Source organism: Nocardioides zeicaulis (genome assembly GCF_042432345.1).
GTDB lineage: Bacteria > Actinomycetota > Actinomycetes > Propionibacteriales > Nocardioidaceae > Nocardioides > Nocardioides zeicaulis.
This window is the reverse complement of sequence record NZ_JBHLXH010000002.1, coordinates 781,698-797,328: the sequence shown is the minus strand read 5'-3', so window position 1 is coordinate 797,328 and position 15,631 is coordinate 781,698. Positions and strand designations below refer to the sequence as shown.

13 protein-coding genes are annotated in these 15,631 nt (G+C 72.8%); 5 read left to right on the top strand and 8 right to left on the bottom strand.

The genetic code is table 11. The features are described 5' to 3' along the window. Positions 1-425 (bottom strand): lactate/malate family dehydrogenase (locus ACFFJG_RS18395; protein ID WP_446686239.1); only part of this gene is annotated, 425 nt, incomplete at its 3' end. 103 nt (positions 426-528) lie between these two features. On the opposite strand from ACFFJG_RS18395, the gene ACFFJG_RS18390 reads away from it, so the two are divergent. Further along, on the top strand, positions 529-1,200 hold the full coding sequence (locus ACFFJG_RS18390; RefSeq protein WP_378520230.1) for a hypothetical protein: 672 nt from the start codon (positions 529-531) through the stop codon (positions 1,198-1,200). A 9-nt stretch (positions 1,201-1,209) separates the two neighbouring features. On the opposite strand, the gene ACFFJG_RS18385 is transcribed toward ACFFJG_RS18390, so the two are convergent. Continuing rightward, on the bottom strand, positions 1,210-2,310 hold the full coding sequence (locus ACFFJG_RS18385) for an aquaporin (protein WP_378520229.1): 1,101 nt from the start codon (positions 2,308-2,310) through the stop codon (positions 1,210-1,212). 186 nt (positions 2,311-2,496) lie between these two features. On the opposite strand from ACFFJG_RS18385, the gene ACFFJG_RS18380 reads away from it, so the two are divergent. From ACFFJG_RS18380 to ACFFJG_RS18370, 3 genes are all read left to right on the top strand, one after another. Further along, on the top strand, positions 2,497-4,707 hold the full coding sequence (locus ACFFJG_RS18380; protein ID WP_378520228.1) for an NADP-dependent isocitrate dehydrogenase: 2,211 nt from the start codon (positions 2,497-2,499) through the stop codon (positions 4,705-4,707). A 67-nt stretch (positions 4,708-4,774) separates the two neighbouring features. Next, positions 4,775-6,010, top strand: coding sequence for an MFS transporter (locus tag ACFFJG_RS18375; protein WP_378520227.1), 1,236 nt, complete (start codon positions 4,775-4,777; stop codon positions 6,008-6,010). A gap of 109 nt (positions 6,011-6,119) precedes the next feature. Further along, on the top strand, positions 6,120-6,281 hold the full coding sequence (locus ACFFJG_RS18370) for a hypothetical protein (protein ID WP_378520226.1): 162 nt from the start codon (positions 6,120-6,122) through the stop codon (positions 6,279-6,281). A gap of 28 nt (positions 6,282-6,309) precedes the next feature. On the opposite strand, the gene ACFFJG_RS18365 is transcribed toward ACFFJG_RS18370, so the two are convergent. The 5 genes from ACFFJG_RS18365 to ACFFJG_RS18345 all read right to left on the bottom strand — a co-directional run bounded on the left by ACFFJG_RS18365 (position 6,310) and on the right by ACFFJG_RS18345 (position 12,209). Further along, positions 6,310-7,926: a methyl-accepting chemotaxis protein gene (locus ACFFJG_RS18365; protein WP_378520225.1), complete on the bottom strand. Its 1,617-nt coding sequence runs from the start codon at positions 7,924-7,926 to the stop codon at positions 6,310-6,312. An 83-nt stretch (positions 7,927-8,009) separates the two neighbouring features. After that, complete coding sequence (locus ACFFJG_RS18360; protein ID WP_378520224.1) at positions 8,010-8,837, bottom strand: carbohydrate ABC transporter permease; 828 nt, start codon at positions 8,835-8,837, stop codon at positions 8,010-8,012. Continuing rightward, complete coding sequence (locus tag ACFFJG_RS18355) at positions 8,834-9,847, bottom strand: carbohydrate ABC transporter permease (RefSeq protein ID WP_378520223.1); 1,014 nt, start codon at positions 9,845-9,847, stop codon at positions 8,834-8,836. The genes ACFFJG_RS18360 and ACFFJG_RS18355 overlap by 4 nt, the downstream gene beginning before the upstream one ends. Further along, a complete protein-coding gene (locus tag ACFFJG_RS18350) occupies positions 9,844-11,106 on the bottom strand; it encodes a sugar ABC transporter substrate-binding protein (protein ID WP_378520222.1) in 1,263 nt (420 codons plus the stop codon). The genes ACFFJG_RS18355 and ACFFJG_RS18350 overlap by 4 nt, the downstream gene beginning before the upstream one ends. Then, positions 11,103-12,209, bottom strand: a complete 1,107-nt coding sequence (locus ACFFJG_RS18345; RefSeq protein WP_378520221.1) for a LacI family DNA-binding transcriptional regulator — start codon at positions 12,207-12,209, stop codon at positions 11,103-11,105. Before ACFFJG_RS18345 ends, ACFFJG_RS18350 begins: the two co-directional genes overlap by 4 nt. A 71-nt stretch (positions 12,210-12,280) precedes the next feature. Here ACFFJG_RS18345 and ACFFJG_RS18340 point away from each other — a divergent pair, with 71 nt between their 5' ends. After that, positions 12,281-14,386 carry a glycogen debranching N-terminal domain-containing protein gene (locus ACFFJG_RS18340; protein ID WP_378520220.1) on the top strand — a complete coding sequence of 702 codons (2,106 nt, stop codon included), beginning with the start codon at positions 12,281-12,283 and terminating at the stop codon, positions 14,384-14,386. On the opposite strand, the gene ACFFJG_RS18335 is transcribed toward ACFFJG_RS18340, so the two are convergent. After that, positions 14,383-15,609: a lipase family protein gene (locus tag ACFFJG_RS18335; RefSeq protein ID WP_378520219.1), complete on the bottom strand. Its 1,227-nt coding sequence runs from the start codon at positions 15,607-15,609 to the stop codon at positions 14,383-14,385. The two genes, ACFFJG_RS18340 and ACFFJG_RS18335, sit on opposite strands and share 4 nt — an antisense overlap. Positions 15,610-15,631 lie beyond the last annotated feature (22 nt).

Here is a 15,631-nt window from a genome sequence, read left to right as displayed (position 1 = left end):
CTCATCGCGATGAGGGCGTTGGTGTTGGCCGGGTTGCCGGTCACCCCGATGCGCACGTCGTCGGCGGCCACGGCGTTGAGCGCCTTGCCCTGCGCGGTGAAGATCGCGCCGTTGGCCGAGAGGAGGTCGCCGCGCTCCATGCCCGGGCCGCGGGGGCGGGCGCCGACGAGCAGGGCCAGGTTGACGCCGTCGAAGATCTTCTCCGCGTCGGCGCCGATCTCGACGCCGGCGAGGTGCGGGAACGCGCAGTCGTCGAGCTCCATGACGACGCCCTCGAGCGCCTTCAGCGCGGGCTCGATCTCGAGCAGCCGCAGCTCGATCGGGCGGTCGCCGGCGAGGGCGCCACTGGCGAGGCGGAAGAGCAGGCTGTAGCCGATCTGGCCGGCGGCGCCGGTGACGGCGACCTTGAGCGGTTCGGAGGTCACGGTGTACTCCTCGTGCGGGTCGTGAGGTGGTCTCGGTCCTGCTGACGCTAGCAGCGCCGGATCGGGCGCCGTCCGCTGGTGTGCGGCTGGCATGCTGGCGCCCATGCCCCGTGCCGTACGCCGCCTCGTCGCGGCCGCGTCCGCCGGGGGAGCGCTGGCGCTGGCGCTGTCCGGGTGCGCCGGGATCGGCCAGCCGGCGCCCTACGACTCGCCGGGCATCAACGGGCTCGTGGTGCCCACCCCGACGCCCGACCCGGGCGACTTCGTCGCGACGGTCGACAACCCGTGGTTCCCGCTCGAGCCCGGCGCCGCGCAGGTCCTCGACGTCAGCCGGGACGACCGGGTCGTCGGCAGCCTGCACACCCAGGTGGTCGACGGCACCACGCGGGTGGCCGGGCTCGACGCCACGACCGTGCGCACCCTCCTCGACCTCGGCGGGCGCGCCGAGGAGGTCGACCGGCTCTACGCGCAGGACGAGGCGGGCAACGTCTGGCTGGTGGGCGAGGACCGCGCCGACGGCGGGTGGCGGGCAGGACAGGACGGTGCCGAGGCCGGGCTGGCGATGCCGGCCGACCCGCGCCTGGGCGACGGCTGGCTGACCTGCGTGGTGCCCGGCCAGCCGACGGCCAGCCGCACCATCGAGGAGCAGACCCCCACGCTGGTGCAGGTGCGCGACGAGGCCGGCACCACCAGCCGCAGCGTGTACGAGAAGGGTGTCGGCCTCGTCGGTGTCAGCGACCTCGACGCCGGCTGGACGGCCGCGCCGAGGAGCTAGCGGTCGGGCTCAGTCGGGCCGGCGCACCTGGGTGCGGCCGTCGTCGTCGCCGTCCGGGTTGCCCCAGTGGCCGGGCGCGCTCTGCCCGGGCTGGGCCGGGGGCGGCGCGCCCCACTGGCCGGGCTGCGCGGGCGGGGGCGTCGGCTGCTGCTGCGGGGCGGGCTGGCCCCACTGGCCGGGCTGCTGCTGCGGCGCGGCGTACGGGCCGGGCTGCTGCTGCGGCGGTGCGGGCTGCTGGTAGGGGTCGGGCTGGCCCCACTGCTGCTGCGGGGGAGCGCCCCACGGGGATCCGGGCTGGCCCCAGCCGCCCTGCTGGCCCTGGTTCCACTGCGCCTCGTAGCTGCCGGGCACGAACTGGTCCTTGCGGCCCCCGCCGAAGCTGAGGCCGGAGCCCGCGACCGCGTCCGCGCCCTGGCCGAAGAGGACCGGGTAGGTGAGGCCGGCGATCGCCGCACCGAGCAGCGGCGCGACGACGAAGAGCCACAGCTGCACGATCGCGTCGGTGCCGGCGAAGACCCCGACGCCGATGGAGCGGGCCGGGTTGACCGAGGTGCCGGTGGCGCCCATCGAGGCGAAGTGGATCATCGCCAGCGCCAGGCCGATGGTGAGCGGACCCATGACCGCGTTGACCTCGTTGCGCTCGTCGGTGACCGCGAGGATCACCCACAGGAACACCGCGGTGAGCACGGTCTCGAGCAGCAGCGCGGCCCACCAGGCGTAGCCCGAACCCGCGTCGCCGAAGGAGTTCTGGGCCATCCGGCCCTCGGAGTCGAAGCCCTCGAAGCCGTGCATGAGGCCGAAGAGGACCGCGCCGGCGAGCAGGCCGCCGGCGAGCTGGGCGGCCCAGTAGAGGCCGACCTGGTTCCACGGCAGGCGTCCGCCGAGGACGGCACCGAGCGTCACGGCCGGGTTGAAGTGCCCGCCCGAGACGCGACCGACTGCGTAGGCCATCACGACCACGGTGAGGCCGAAGGTGAGGCCGGTCGCCACGTAGTCGCCGCCGCTGATCAGGGCGGCGCCGCAGCCGAAGAAGACGAGCACGAACGTGCCCATCAGCTCGGCGGTGAACTTCTGACCGGTGGTGGGTGTGTCTTCCACGATGGTGCTCATGGCGAGCTGCTCCTCCAGAGTCGGGTGACCCCACCCCGTGTGGGCCACGGCGGCGAGCCTAGCGGCGCGGCCGGAGGGGTGCGAGGGTGGAACTCGCCGTGCCGCCGGGAGTCAGGTATCTTGACGTCAAGAGTTCTGCCCCCACCCGGTCAGTTCACCCGAACACCTGAGGAGCTGTCGTACCCCATGGCCAAGATCATCTACACGCACACCGACGAGGCGCCGCTGCTCGCCACGTACTCGTTCCTCCCGATCATCGCCGCCTACGCGAAGACGGCCGGCGTGGACGTCGAGACGCGTGACATCTCCCTGGCCGGCCGCGTCATCGCGCAGTTCCCCGACCGGCTCACCGAGGAGCAGCGCCTCGACGACGCCCTCGCCGAGCTCGGCGAGCTGGCCACGAAGCCCGAGGCCAACATCATCAAGCTGCCCAACATCTCCGCCTCCGTCCCCCAGCTCAAGGCCACGATCGCCGAGCTGCAGTCGCAGGGCTACGACCTGCCGGCCTACCCGGAGAACCCGCAGACCGACGAGGAGCGCGAGGTCCGCGCCCGCTACGACAAGGTCAAGGGCTCCGCGGTCAACCCGGTCCTGCGCGAGGGCAACTCCGACCGTCGCGCGCCCGCGTCGGTGAAGAACTACGCGAAGTCGCACCCGCACTCGATGGGTGCCTGGAGCAGCGACTCGAAGACCTCGGTGGCCACCATGGGCCACGACGACTTCCGCAGCAACGAGAAGTCGGTCGTCATCGAGGGTGACGACACCCTCTCCATCGTCCACGTCGGCGCCGGCGGCGAGGAGACCGTCCTGAAGGAGGGGCTCGCGGTCCTCGCGGGCGAGGTCGTCGACGGCACCTTCATGAGCGCCGCCGCGCTCGACGCGTTCCTCGAGGAGCAGGTCGCCAGGGCCAAGGCCGACGGCGTGCTGTTCTCCGCCCACCTCAAGGCCACGATGATGAAGGTCTCCGACCCGATCATCTTCGGCCACGTCGTGCGCGCCTACTTCGCCGACGTCTTCGCCCAGCACGGCGAGCAGCTCGCCGCCGCGGGCCTGTCCGCCAACGACGGCCTCGGCGCGATCCTCTCGGGCCTCGACCAGGTCGAGGGCGGCGCGGAGATCAAGGCCGCCTTCGAGAAGGGCCTGGCCGAGGGCCCGGCGCTCGCGATGGTCGACTCCGACCGCGGGATCACCAACCTCCACGTGCCCTCCGACGTCATCATCGACGCCTCGATGCCCGCGATGATCCGCACGTCGGGCCAGATGTGGAACGCCCAGGGCGAGCAGCAGGACACCCTCGCGGTGATCCCGGACTCCTCCTACGCCGGCGTCTACCAGGCTGCGATCGACGACTGCAAGGCCCACGGGGCGCTCGACCCCTCGACCATGGGCTCGGTCCCCAACGTCGGCCTGATGGCCAAGGCGGCCGAGGAGTACGGCTCGCACGACAAGACCTTCGAGGTCCCGGCCGCGGGTCGCGTGGAGGTCCGCGACGGCTCGGGCGAGGTGCTGATGTCGCACGACGTCGAGCCGGGCGACATCTGGCGCGCCTGCCAGACCAAGGACGCCTCGATCCGCGACTGGGTCAAGCTCGCCGTGACCCGCGCCCGCGCGTCGGAGACCCCTGCGGTGTTCTGGCTCGACGAGACCCGCGCCCACGACGCCAACCTGATCGCGCTCGTCACCGAGTACCTCGAGGAGCACGACACCGACGGCCTCGACATCTCGGTGATGGCGCCGGCCGAGGCCACCACCTTCTCCCTCGAGCGGATCCGCCGCGGGGAGGACACCATCTCGGTGACCGGCAACGTGCTGCGCGACTACAACACCGACCTGTTCCCGATCCTCGAGCTCGGCACCAGCGCCAAGATGCTCTCGATCGTCCCGCTGATGAACGGCGGCGGCCTGTTCGAGACCGGCGCCGGCGGCTCGGCGCCCAAGCACGTGCAGCAGCTGGTCAAGGAGGACTACCTCCGCTGGGACAGCCTCGGCGAGTTCTTCGCCCTGGCCGCCTCGCTCGAGCACCTCGCGGGCTACGCCGACAACGCCCGCGCGCGGATCCTCGGCGACACCCTCGACAAGGCCACCGAGACCTTCCTCAACGAGGACCGCTCGCCGGGTCGCAAGCTGGGCACGATCGACAACCGCGGCTCGCACTTCTACCTCGCCCTCTACTGGGCCGAGGAGCTGGCGAAGCAGACCGAGGACGCCGACCTGGCCGCGGCCTTCGCCCAGCTCGCGGGCTCGCTGCGCGCCGACGAGCAGAAGATCGTCGGGGAGCTGCTGGCCGTCCAGGGCAAGCCGGCCGACATCGGCGGCTACTTCCGCCCCGACCCGGAGAAGGCCGACGCGGTGATGCGCCCGTCCGCCACCTTCAACGCCGCGCTCGCCTCGCTCTGACGCGAGACGCGTCACACGCACGGGCCTCCGGGGAACAATCCCCGGGGGCCCGTCCTTGTCCGAGGTGATGACCACGACCGCGCCCGCTGCCGACCCGACCACCGACGACCTCGACGTGCCGTCGGTGACCGCCCGCCACTTCGCGCTGGCCGTCCTCGCCCTCGCGATGGGCGGCTTCGCCATCGGGACCACCGAGTTCGTCACGATGGGCCTGCTGCCGCAGATCGCCGGCGGGGTCGACGTCTCCATCCCCGCCGGCGGCCACGTCATCTCGGCCTACGCCGTCGGCGTCGTCGTGGGTGCACCCGTCCTGGCGTTCCTCGGTGCCCGGCTGCCCCGGCGGGCGCTGCTCGTCGCGCTGATGGCCGCCTTCGTGGTCGGCAACGGCATCAGCGCCCTGGCCACGTCCTACGAGCAGCTGGTGCTCGCCCGCTTCGCCGCCGGCCTGCCGCACGGGGCGTACTTCGGCGTGGCCTCGCTCGTCGCCGCGAGCCTGGCGCGACCGTCGCGCAAGGGCCGCGCGGTCTCGCAGGTGATGCTCGGCCTGTCGATCGCCAACGTCATCGGCGTGCCCGCCGCGACCGTCCTGGGCCAGGCCCTCGGCTGGCGTGCTGCCTACTGGGCGGTGGCGGTGCTCGGCCTGGTCACCATGGCGATGGTGGCCTGGTTCGTCCCGTCGGTGCCGGGCGACGCGGAGGCCAGCGGCCGCCGCGAGCTCGGCGCGTTCCGCGTCCCGCAGGTGTGGCTGACCCTGCTGGCCGGCGCGGTCGGCTTCGGCGGCATGTTCGCCGTCTACTCCTACATCGCGCCGGTCGTCGCCGACGTCGCCGGGCTGGGGGAGGGGTCGGTCCCGGTCTACCTGCTGTCGTTCGGCCTCGGCATGGTGGTCGGCACCTGGCTCGCGGGCGTGATGGCCGACTGGTCGATCTTCCGCTCGCTGCTCATCGGCGGCGCCGGCATGGCGCTGGCGCTCCTGGGCTTCTGGCTCGCCGCGCCGCACGGCTGGGCGGCGCTCCCGATGGTCTTCCTCATCACCACCCTCGGGTCGGTGCTCGTGGTCAACCTCCAGCTGCGGCTGATGGACGTCGCGGGCGACGCGCAGACCCTGGGCGCGGCGATGAACCACGCCTCGCTCAACATCGCCAACGCGCTCGGCGCGTGGCTCGGCGGCGTCGTCATCGCCGCCGGGTGGGGCCTGCGCGCCCCGGCCCTCGTCGGCGTCGTGCTGTCCCTCGCGGGCATCGCGATCCTGCTGGTCTCCGCCCGCCTGCACGTGCGCCGGGCCACCTCGCACGTGCACTGATTTTTCATGGAGTTAACACTCCCGGAACCCTTGCGTAGCCCATGCTTGGAACGATCCAATCAGTGGGGGCGGAACCGTCGCCCCCGGTGACCGCACGGAGGGGATCGTCATGGTGAACGAGGAGAAGCTCGTCGAGGAGATGGAGCGCCGCCGCCAGCTCGCCGACCGCAACGTGGGCGACGTGGTGAGCCTGCTCGAGCGTCGCCGCGAGCTGCGTGGTGTCTACCCGGCCGCCGACCTGGTGGCCGACAACGTGGGCTGGGTGGTCTGAGGCCCCGTCCGGGCCCACCCGGCGCGGGTCAGCAGCGGAAGACGGCCACGGCCGTCTGGAGCTCGCCCGACATCCGGGTCAGCCCGGCGACCGCGTCGTGCAGGCGGTGCACGCCGTCGGTGGTCTGACGGGTCGCGTCGGCGACGCTGCCGATCGTGTGGGCGATCTCGCCCGTGCCCGAGGCGGCGTTCTCGACGTTGCGGTTCATCTCGCGCGTGGTGAGCGTCTGCTCCTCCACGGCCGCGGCGATGGTGGTCTGGGAGTCGGAGATCCTCCCCACCACCTCGCCGATGCGCGCGATCGCCTCCACGGCGCCCTCGGCGTCGGACTGGATGGCCTGGACCCGCTCGACGATGCCCTCGGTCGCCCGCGCCGTCTCGCTGGCGAGCTCCTTCACCTCGCCGGCGACGACCGCGAAGCCCTTGCCGGCCTCGCCGGCGCGGGCGGCCTCGATGGTGGCGTTGAGGGCGAGCAGGTTGGTCTGCTGGGCGATGGCGGTGATCACCTTCACCACCTCGCCGATCTCCCGGCTGGAGGTGCCGAGCCGCTCGACGGTGCGGCTGGTCTCGGCTGCCGTGGTCACGGCGTCGGCCGCGACGAGGGCGGCGTCGCTCGCGCTCTGCGCGATCGACTGGATCGAGGCGCCCATCTGCTCCGAGCCGGCGGCGACGGTCTGCACGTTGCCGGAGACCTCGGCGGCAGCCGCGCTGACCTGCTCGGCTCGCATCGAGGTGTCGTCGGCCGAGCCCGAGATGGCCACGGACGAGGCCTGGACGTCCTCGGCGGTGGCCGCCATCTCCCGTGCGGAGCCGGCCATGGTCGCGACGGTGGTGCGCAGCGCCGCGGTGGTCGCGTCGAGGCGCGCCGCGAGCTGCCCGACCTCGTCGCGCTGGGACAGGCCCGAGGACGCGGTGAGGTCGCCCTCGGCGACCAGCCCGAGCGCGTCGACGCAGCGGTTGAGCGGTCGCACGATCGACCGGGTGACCGCGACGCCGAGGCCGACGGCGACGAGCAGGGCGAGGCCGCCGACGGCCAGCACGCTCGTGCGGGCGAGCGCGGCTGCGCTGTCCGAGCGGTCGGACAGGGCGTCGGTGCGGTCGTCGACCGAGCCGGCGATGTCCTCGGTCGTGGCGAGGAGGTCGCTCCAGGCGGTGTCCAGCGGACCGTTGAGCACCTCGTAGGCCTTCGCCATGCCGTCGGGGGTGCCGCTGCCGATGAGCCGGAGCATCTGGTCGGTGATCGCGAAGTACTCGTCCCACTGGTCGCTCATGGTCGCGAACGACGCCCGCTCGCCCCGGGTGAGGGCGCCGGTGTCGACCGCCGCGAGCAGGGCGTACACCGCGTCCTTGCTCTCCAGCAGCCCGGCGAGGTTGTAGCTCGTGGGCTCCACCGCGACGACCGGGTCCTCGACCGCGGCCTCGGCGTAGATGTATCCCTGCCAGCCGCTGACGTCGGCGTCGTAGTACCGCAGCTCCTGGATGTCGTCGCGCAGCTGGGCGAGCTCGTGGGTCTCGGCGCGCAGCCGTTGCTGGGACACGGCGCCGTAGATCCCCGCTCCCGCCACGACGACGAGCAGCAGCCCGAGCGCGGCGAAGGCCGCGGCGAGGCGGCGGCCGATGGACAGGTCCCGGAGGAGGGTCTGCACGGTGAGGGTCCTTCAGGTGGTGGAGCGGTACGCGCTCCTCGTCGGCCGCCGCTGCCACCACCTGAGGGTTCGGCGCGGGCGTCTCAGCCCTTCACCGCTCCGGCGCTGGTGTTCATGATCCGCTTCTGGAACACGAGGAACACGACCGCGACCGGGATCGTCATCATCGCGGCCGCCGCCAGCTTGAGCGGGTACTTCGTGCCCTGGCCGAGCTGGTTGGACGCCAGCTGGGCGACGCCCTTGGTGAGCGTGGTCAGCTGCGGGTCGTTGCTGGCCACGATGAAGTGGCTCAGCTCGTTCCACGAGCCCTGGAACGACAGGATCACGATGGTGACCAGCGCAGGACGCGCCATCGGCAGCACGACCGACCAGAACAGCCGGAAGGTGCTCGCGCCGTCGATGCGGGCCTGCTCCTCGACCGAGACCGGGATCGACTCGAAGAAGTTCTTCATGATGAAGATGCCCGCCGCGTCCACCAGCAGCGGCACGACCAGGCCGGCGAACGAGTTGTAGATGCCGAGCTGGTTGATGACCAGGAACTTCGGGATCAGCAGCACGACGTTGGGCACCGCCATGATCGCGACCAGGACCGCGAAGACGAGCGCGCGGCCGCGGAAGTGGATGCGCGCCAGGGCGTACCCGGCGAGGGAGTCGAAGAAGACCCGCCCGGCCGTCACTAGCAGGGTGACCACGACCGAGTTGCGGAACCACAGCGGGAAGGCCTCCCCGCCCAGCAGCTGGGAGTACGCCGCGGTGGTGAAGGTCTGGGGCACGAGCGAGATCGGGCTGGCCGCTGCCTCCGGCTCGGTCTTGAACGACGTCGCGACCTGGATGAGGAACGGCATGACGTAGACGAGCGCGAGCAGTGCGAGGACGGCGTAGAGCCACCACGCGGGGCGGCGGGCGGTCATGGCTTCTCCCTCAGCGCCCACCGCTGCAGCAGCGTGAGCACGACGATGATGGCGAACAGGATGAAGGCGATGGCCGCGCCCTCGCCCCAGCGCTGCGAGTTGAACGACGTCTGGAACGACAGGTACGCCGGGGTCAGCGTGGTCTTCGCCGGCCCGCCCTGGGTGCCGGTGTAGATCTGGTCGAAGACCTGCCAGGTGCCGATCAGCCCGAGGGTGAGCACGGTGAAGAGCGTCGGTCGCAGCATCGGCAGGGTGAGGTGCCAGAAGCGCTGCCACGCGTTGGCCCCGTCGACCATGCCGGCCTCCTCGATCTCGTCGCCGACGTTGTTGAGGGCGGCGATGAACAGCAGCATGAAGGTGCCCGACGTGGTGAAGACGGCCAGCAGGATGAAGGCGGACATCGCGAACGACGGCCCGGCCAGCCACTCCCACCAGCTGATGCCGAGCGCTCGGTGGTCGGTGAGGACCCCGGGCGGGTCCACGCCGACCGCGCCGAGGGCGGTGTGGATGATGCCGCGGGCGTCACCGAACCAGTTGGGGCCGTCGATCCCGACCCAGCCGAGGACCGCGTTGACCGCACCGGTGCTGTTGAAGAGGAACAGCCACAGCACGGTGATCGCCACGGCGCTGGTGACCGAGGGGAAGTAGAAGGCGGTGCGGAGGAAGCCGCGTCCCTTGAGCATCCGGGTGTGGAGCAGCACCGCGAGCCCCAGTGCCACCACGGTCTGCAGCGGCACCACCAGCAGCACGTAGTAGACGTTGTTGCGCATCGCGGTGCCGAAGTCGCGCTGCTGCAGGCTGCCGCCGCCGAGGATGTTGGCGTAGTTGTCGGTGCCGACGAACCCGACGTCGCCGGAGAACGGGCTGCCCACCCCCCGCCAGTCCGAGACGCTGACCCACAGCGCCATCAGGACCGGGAAGGCGAGGAACACCGCCAGGAGCAGCACCGCGGGGGCGACGAAGAGCCACCCGTCGCGGGTCTGCCCCCGGCGGATCGACGAGGCGCTCACTGCCCGACGACGGCCTGCATCGACTGCTGGACCGACTCCAGGATCGACTTCGGGTCACCGTCCTGCAGGCCTTCGAGCTGGGCGTTGAAGTCGCCGATCACGTCGGCCGCCCCCTCCTGCGCCGGCGGGTTCTGGGCGTACTCCGCGCCGGCGACGAACGGCTCGAAGTCCGGCCGGTCGGCGGCGTACTGCTCCGCGGCGCTCTGCACCGAGGGGATCACGCCGAACGCGTCGGCGAACGCGAGCTGCTGGTCGACCGAGGTGAGGTGCTCCACGAGCGAGATCGCGTCGTCGGAGTTCTCGCTCTGCGCGGCGATGCCCCAGCAGTTGGTGAAGGCGAGGGTGCCCTTGCCGGCGGGGCCCTCGGGCAGCTCCGCGACGGTGTAGTCGACCTCGGGGAAGTCGTTCTCCATCGCACCGGCGATCCAGTTGCCCTCGATCGTCATCGCGGCGAGCTCCTTGCCGAACGCCTCGCCGCCCCAGCCGGCACCGAGGGTCGAGGAGTAGGCGGCCACGCCGTCCTTCATCATCCCCTGCACGAACTCGAGCGCCTCGAGGTTCTCCGGGCTGTCGACGGTGGCCTCCGTGCCGTCGTCGCTGACCATCGCGCCGCCGGCCTGCGGGAAGAACGAGCCGACCCGCTGGTACTCCGGGCCGAACGTGAGGCCGACGGTGTCGCCCTTGGTGAGGGTCTTCGCGACCGAGGCGAGCTCGTCCCAGGTGGTGGGGACGTCGGCGTCGGTGAGGCCCGCCTCCTTCCAGAGACGGGTGTTGATCACCAGGCCGAGGGTCGAGAAGTCCTTCGGGGCGCAGTAGAAGTCGCCGTCGACGGTGAACGCGTCGACGAGCGTGGGGTAGAAGTCGCCTGCGTTGTCGAGCTGGTCGCCGTAGGCGAGCAGCGAGCCGTTGGCGGCGAAGCCGGCGAGGGTGTCGGTCGAGACGTAGAAGACGTCCGGGGGGTTGTTGGAGGTGAAGCCCTGGCTGAGCTCCTGGGGGAGGTCGGTCGCGGCCTGCACCTCGGCCTCGGTGCCGCTCTCCTCCGACCACGCGGCGACAGCCTCCTCGACGGCCTTGGTCTCGGCCTCGCCGGAGGAGCCGATCAGCACGGAGATGGCGCCATCGTCGCTGCTCGCGCCGTCGGAGGAGGAGTCGTTCGAGTCGTCGAACCCGCTGCCGCCGCCACAGGCGGCGAGGGCGAGCGACGTGGCGAGGGCCACGGCGAGGGCGGGTACGGCGCGGTGGCCGGGACGGCGGTTCATGGTGTCTCCTCCGGGGGTGGGGTGAGCGGTCGTGCGGGGGACGGGTGGGCGTCGTGCGCCGGGCCGCGCAGGCTCGACGCGCGGACGACCAGCTCCGGCTGGAGCAGGGTCTGCTGGGGGGTCGCGGAGCCGTGCAGCAGCTCCTCGATCGCGCCGACGAGGTCGTGCGCGACCTGCTCGAGCGGCTGGCGCAGGCTGGTCAGGCCGGGGGTGCTGAGGGCCGCCGCGGGCGAGTTGTCGAAGCCGGTGACCGCCACGTCGCCGCCGGGTCGCAGCCCGCGCTCGGCGAGCGCGCGCACCACCCCGAGCGCCAGGGTGTCGCTGGCACAGGTGATCGCGGTGGCCGGGTCGGCGCGGTCGAGGAGCCGGTGCGCGGCAGCCCGGCCCTCGTCGAAGTCGTCGGCGACCTCCTCGTGGAGGTCGACCCCCAGGCCCAGGTCGGTGCAGGCGTCGTGCCACCCGGCACGACGGTCGCGACCGGTGTCGGACTCCTCCGGCCAGCCGACGTGGGCGATGCGGGTGTGCCCCTGGGCGGCGACATGGGCGGTGGCGGCGTGCAGCCCTGCCCGCCCGTCGACGTCGGTCCAGGCGAGGTCGTCGTCGCCGTCCCAGGAGCGGCCGAAGGTCGCGAACGGGACTCCCAGCTCGCGGAGCGCGGCGACACGGGAGTCGCCGGCATGGGCACCGGTCAGCACGAAGGCGTCGACCGAGGTGGTGCTGAGGAGCTCGCGGTAGGCCGCGACCTCGCTGTCCTCGCCGTCGGCCTGGCACAGGATGAGGTGGCACCCCGTGGCGGCGGCCGACTCGGCGAGCGCGTGCAGGAACTGGTCGAGCAGCAGGGCGGCGCGGTCGTCGCGGGAGGGCTCGACCCGCACCCCGATGAGCCGGGAGCGCTGGTTGCGCAGCGCGCGTGCCGAGCGGTTCGGGCGGTAGCCGAGCTGCTCCACCGCCGACAGGATCTTCTCCCGCGTCTCCGGCGCCACCCGGCCGGGGTTGTTGAGCGCGTTGGAGACCGACTGCGCCGAGACGCCGACGAAGCGGGCTACGTCGCTGAGCGTCACGTGACCGTGGGGGAGCGGTCCGCGTCCGGGGGGTGTGGCCACGCTGCCTCCTCTCGGTCGGTGCCCTCCGCGGGGTTGCGGTGGAGCCGGTGTTTAGCGATAAAATCGCTGGTGTGACGGAGGTTACACACGACATCGAGCCCGCGACAACCCCCTCCGGAGCGCCCGCGCTCCAGCCCCTGCTGCACGACCTCGCCTCCTGCGTGGCCGCCCCCGGCGTGCTGCTGGCCTCCCGCGACGGCCAGCTGCGCCGCGGTGGCGTGAGCGGCTGGTACGTCGGCGACACGCGGCTGCTCGACCGGTGGGAGGTCTCGGTCGGGGGGTCGGGACTCGACGTCGTCAGGGCCGAGCACCGGGGCACCGACCGGCACCGCTGGACGTACCTCGCCCGGTCGCTGGGCGACCTCTCCACGGCCGACCCGACGGTCCGCATCGACCGGTCCCGCTCGCTCTCGGCCCAGGAGGTGAGCGAGGAGCTCCGCCTCACCTCGACGGCCTCGGAGCCCGTGGAGGTCGTGCTGCACGTCGACCTCGGCACCGACCTCGCCCCGATGTCGGAGGTCAAGCAGGGTCGTGCCGGGCGGTCGGTGGCGGCGGAACCGGTGGTGGGGGAGGGCGGCGGTCTCCTGTGGTCCGGGACGCCCGGCTGGGTGCGTGTGGTGGCGGAGGCCCCGTCCGCCGCGGACGTCGACGCCGAAGGGGGCCGCCTGACCTGGCGGCTGGTGCTCGAGCAGGGCGCGCCCCGGGTCGTCACCCTGCGCGCCACCACCTCGGTGCGCGGGTTGTTCGCCAGCGGCCTGCCGGCACCGTGGGGTGCCGAGGTCGAGGCCTCCGACCTGCGCCTGGAGCGCGTGGTGCGGCAGGGCCTGTCCGACCTCTCGGGGCTCCTGCTCGACGACGGTGGCGACCGCTTCCTCGCAGCGGGCAGCCCGTGGTTCCTCACGCTCTTCGGCCGCGACTCGCTGTGGGCCGCGCGGATGCTGGCGCCGCTCGACCCTGGCCTCGTGCTGTCCACGCTCCGCGTCCTTGCGCGACGGCAGGGACGGGTCGACGACCCCTCCACCGAGGAGCAGCCCGGCAAGATCCTCCACGAGGTCCGCGAGCAGGTGCTCGACCTGGGGGAGCAGCGGCTGCCGCCGCTCTACTACGGCACCGTCGACGCCACCCCGCTCTTCGTCTGCGCCCTCGCCGACGCCGCCGCGTGGGGAGCCGATCCCGGGGAGGTGCGGGCGCTCCTGCCTGCGGCGCGCGCCTGCCTGGAGTGGGTGCTGGAGCAGTCCCGCGCGACGGGCTGGCTGGCCTACGTCGACCACACGGGGGAGGGCCTGTCCAACCAGGGCTGGAAGGACAGCCACGACGGCATCCAGTTCGCCGACGGCCGGCTCGCGCAGGCGCCGATCTCGCTGAGCGAGGTGCAGGCCTACGCCCACGACGCCGCCGTGCGCGGTGCCGCCCTGCTCGCCGAGTACGGGGAGGAGCCGGTGCCCGGGCTGCAGGAGTGGGCCGAGGGGCTGCGCGAGCGCTTCGCCCGCGACTTCTGGGTCGACGACGCCGACGGTGGCCACGCCGCCGTGGCGCTCGACCGGGACGGTGCACGCGTGGACTCGGTGGCCTCCAACATGGGCCACCTGCTCGGCACCGGGGTGCTGGACGCGGTGGCGACCGATCGCACGGCCGGCCTACTCGTGGACCCCTCGCTCGACTCCGGCTTCGGCCTGCGCACGCTCACCTCGCGCTCGCCGCGCTACTCACCGCTGAGCTACCACGGCGGCAGCGTGTGGCCGCACGACACCGCCATCGCGGTGCGGGGGCTGGCGGCCGAGGGCCGCTGGGACGAGGCCGCCGCCCTCGCCGCCGGGCTGGTGCGGGCCGCCGAGCACGTCGACCACCGCCTGCCCGAGCTCTACGGCGGGGACGCGGCCACCGACGTCGGCCAGCCCGCGGCGTACCCGGCGGCGTGCCGGCCGCAGGCCTGGTCGGCGGCAGCCCCGGTCGCCTGCCTCGTCGCGCTCGGCGGCCTGCGGGCCGACGCCGCGACGCGGACGCTGACCCACCCCGTCCGCACGACCGGTCGTCTCGGCGCCTGGACGCTGCGCGGGCTGCGGCTCGGGACCGCGTCGTTCGACCTGTCGGTGGACCCCGACGGCAGGGTGTCGGTCGCCCTGCCGCCGGGGAGCCCTCTCACGGTGCGCGTGCGGGCGGAGCCGGACCGGACCTAGACCAGCCAGCAGTTGCTGACCTGCGGCAGCCCGGCGAAGCGTGCCTCGAAGAACGGCAGCGCCTCCGCGGTCTGCGGCACGATGCCGCCCACGTGACCCGGTGCGAGGTTGGTGGAGAGGTAGACGTTCGCGCCCTTGCTGCACCACGACCTCGCCATCGCCCGGCCCACGGCGTAGGGGATGACGTCGTCGATCGCGGAGTGGGTCACCAGCACGGGCACGGTCGGCTTGATGGTGCCGATGCGCTGGGCCTCGACGATCGAGCGGAACGGCTCCTGCTGCATGAGCGTGGACATCGGCTGGCCGTCGGCGCTCAGCGTCGACGACCTCACGAACGCGTGGTCGAGCAGGTCGAAGACGCACTCGGTCTCGACCCGGTCGCTGGTCGCGCGCCCCTGGGCGTTGAGGTACGGCGTCAGGTCCACGTCGTAGCTCGCGGACAGCCCGCGCAGCGCGAAGAACGCGAACGCGGAGTAGAGGCCGCCGTCGAGCGAGGTGGCGACCCGGGACAGGTCGGCGGGCACGGCGCCGACCACGGCGCCCCTGACCTTGAGGTCGGGGGCGTAGGTCGAGGCCAGCTCCACCGCCGACGCCGCGGCGCCGCCGCCCTGGGAGTAGCCCATGATGCCGACCGGGCTGCTCGGGCTGAGCCCGGTGTCGGGCAGGCGCTGCGCGGCGCGGACCACGTCGAGCGTGGCGTGGCCCTGCGAGACCCGGTCCATGTAGGTGTGCACCCCGGCGGTGCCGAGGCCCTCGTAGTCGGGCATTGCGACGGCGTACCCCCGCAGGAGCAGGCCCTCGATGCCGATGCCCTCGTACTCGATGCCCTCGGAGAACTGGCGCGACGGCGCGCACCGGTCGGCCATCCCCTGCGTGCCGGGCGCGTAGCCGATGACCGGGCGGGAGCCGACGCCGATCCAGGACGAGCGCGGGACCAGGACGGTGCCGGAGACCGCGATCGGCTGTCCGGTGCGGTCGGTGGTGCGGTAGAGGACGCGGCGCGCGTCGCGGACCAGGCTGGTGGCGTCGAGGGGATCGAGCAGGAAGGTCATCCTCTCGCTGCGGATCACGGCGCCGTCGGTGGCGGGCAGGGTGGCGGGGGCCTCGTAGAACGCGGGGCGCGGGGGCTCGGCGACGGCGGCGGAGGCCGGCGTGGTGAGCGCGCCGGCCGCGAGCGTCGCGGCGAACGAGGTCGTGAGCAGGGAGACGAGTGGTGCGATCACGCGTGCCGACCGACCCCGAGCG

Coding starts and splice junctions, on each gene's coding strand:
- ACFFJG_RS18390 (WP_378520230.1), top strand. CDS start 529: ATGCCCCGTGCCGTACGCCGCCTCGTCGCGGCCGCGTCCGCCGGGGGA.
- ACFFJG_RS18385 (WP_378520229.1), bottom strand. CDS start 2,310: ATGAGCACCATCGTGGAAGACACACCCACCACCGGTCAGAAGTTCACC.
- ACFFJG_RS18380 (WP_378520228.1), top strand. CDS start 2,497: ATGGCCAAGATCATCTACACGCACACCGACGAGGCGCCGCTGCTCGCC.
- ACFFJG_RS18375 (WP_378520227.1), top strand. CDS start 4,775: ATGACCACGACCGCGCCCGCTGCCGACCCGACCACCGACGACCTCGAC.
- ACFFJG_RS18350 (WP_378520222.1), bottom strand. CDS start 11,106: ATGAACCGCCGTCCCGGCCACCGCGCCGTACCCGCCCTCGCCGTGGCC.
- ACFFJG_RS18370 (WP_378520226.1), top strand. CDS start 6,120: ATGGTGAACGAGGAGAAGCTCGTCGAGGAGATGGAGCGCCGCCGCCAG.
- ACFFJG_RS18360 (WP_378520224.1), bottom strand. CDS start 8,837: ATGACCGCCCGCCGCCCCGCGTGGTGGCTCTACGCCGTCCTCGCACTG.